At 43.8% G+C, this 1,580-nt stretch carries 1 protein-coding gene; it reads right to left on the bottom strand.

Translation table 11 applies throughout. The features are described 5' to 3' along the window. Positions 1-54: 54 nt before the first annotated feature. Entirely contained in the window at positions 55-1,437 is a 1,383-nt protein-coding gene (locus AAIG11_RS17795; RefSeq protein ID WP_343187544.1) for an IS4 family transposase, read from the bottom strand. Positions 1,438-1,580 lie beyond the last annotated feature (143 nt).

The raw sequence follows: 1,580 nt of genomic DNA, 5'->3' as shown, positions 1-1,580 counted from the left end.
ACTCAACTTTCCCACCAGTTTTTGACAGATAATCCGTCCGAAATCGGCTGAAAGTTATGTACTTGCAAATAACCTACATCTTAGCGTATCGGGAACTGCATTTAAGAATACATTCATAATCTGATCTACAACTGCTATGCTGATTAAAGGTGATTGTTTGAGAGCCGCCTTTAAAGCATCCATGATGCGTATCAGGGCTTGAATAAACACGATGTCTTTCATTTCATCTTTTAGCTGATAAAACAGCTCGCACACCGTTCTGTCATCCGTGGCCTCCCTGACTTGCATGGCCAGCATGGCGTACCGTAGAAAAACAAGGGAAGTGGCAGCCACCTGCAGGTCATAGCTGCGACCTTGGTATTCTTTTGTTAAAGCCAGATAAGATTTGCATACTTTAAAGAACACTTCAATATCCCACCGTTTGCCATAGATGCGGATGATTTCTTCTTCTGACAGATTTATGTCAGTGCATAAAAGAGCTGCCGTTGTGTGGGCACGCAGGTCTTTGACAAAAACAATGCGGGCATCAACATAGTCTTGTGCATCAGCGTTTTTATGCTCCCGCAGCCTGACACATGCGGATCCAACAACACGTTTTCCTTCCACCAGGGTATTCAGAGGTACCTGTTGATAGATTTCTTTAACGTTTTGCCACCGTTCCTGAAACTGGTAATGGATTTTTTCTGTGAGGCGGAGCATGCCGATAACATCACGCTTTTCTTGCTTCACCCGTACAACGGTTTTGGGCGTGGTAAACCAGCTGTCAAAGAGGACAAACCTAGCTGGCAAATGCTTGGCTGATTTCAACATTTCGATTAATACATCTGTCGTGGATGAACACGCCCGCTTGCGGCGTTTGGATGCCAGAGTTCTACCATCAACCTTTTTTGCAGGCGAGAGAATATTTTCTTCCTTCTGCGAACTAAGCAGCTGGAATGACACGGGTAGAAATGTATTGCCGTCTGACCAGCCTAGCGTTAGCATCCGATAACCACGATAGTACCTGTGAGTGGTATGGTCATACACCTTTGCTAAGAGTTCTACTTGTTTACTTCGGTTTCGACTGAAAAGAGAGTCATCCAGAATCAGCACCGATTCCCGATCATTGCCGGTAAGACTGTCAATGTACGCCACCAGCTGGCTGGCAATCAACAACAGGAGTTTTTCCCAGTTGTGGTACGCTGCATTCAGAAATCGGTAAGCCGTGTTTTTTCTAAAAGGCAACCCATCACATGTTTCAAGAGTACGGTACAAATTCTTGCCGGTAAAGACCAAACCAAACAACTCTTTCAAAACAGTGATGCAGGGCACGCCTGATTCTTTATAAAAATTGCATCGCTGCAACAATTTGGAAAGCTGAAACCGGTTAAAAAAGAAGCCTATTTGTGTTTGAACCTGCTGGTCAATTGAAGTGTCATCTGATATAATACGAATCATAGGGAACCTCCTAATGGTTGGTATTAGTGGGACTTGGATACTTCTATTATACCACTTACAGGGGGTTCTCTATATGTTTTTCACGAATGTTTATTAGCGATTTTCAAGGTTTTTTTGCTTTCCCTTGGGTGGGAAAGTTGAGT

This window comes from Anoxynatronum sibiricum (assembly GCF_039414295.1).
Classification (GTDB): Bacteria; Bacillota; Clostridia; order Peptostreptococcales; family Tindalliaceae; genus Anoxynatronum; species Anoxynatronum sibiricum.
Note: the sequence above shows the minus strand (reverse complement) of the source record. Positions and strands in the feature narration are given on the sequence as shown.

Coding starts and splice junctions, on each gene's coding strand:
- AAIG11_RS17795 (WP_343187544.1), bottom strand. CDS start 1,437: ATGATTCGTATTATATCAGATGACACTTCAATTGACCAGCAGGTTCAA.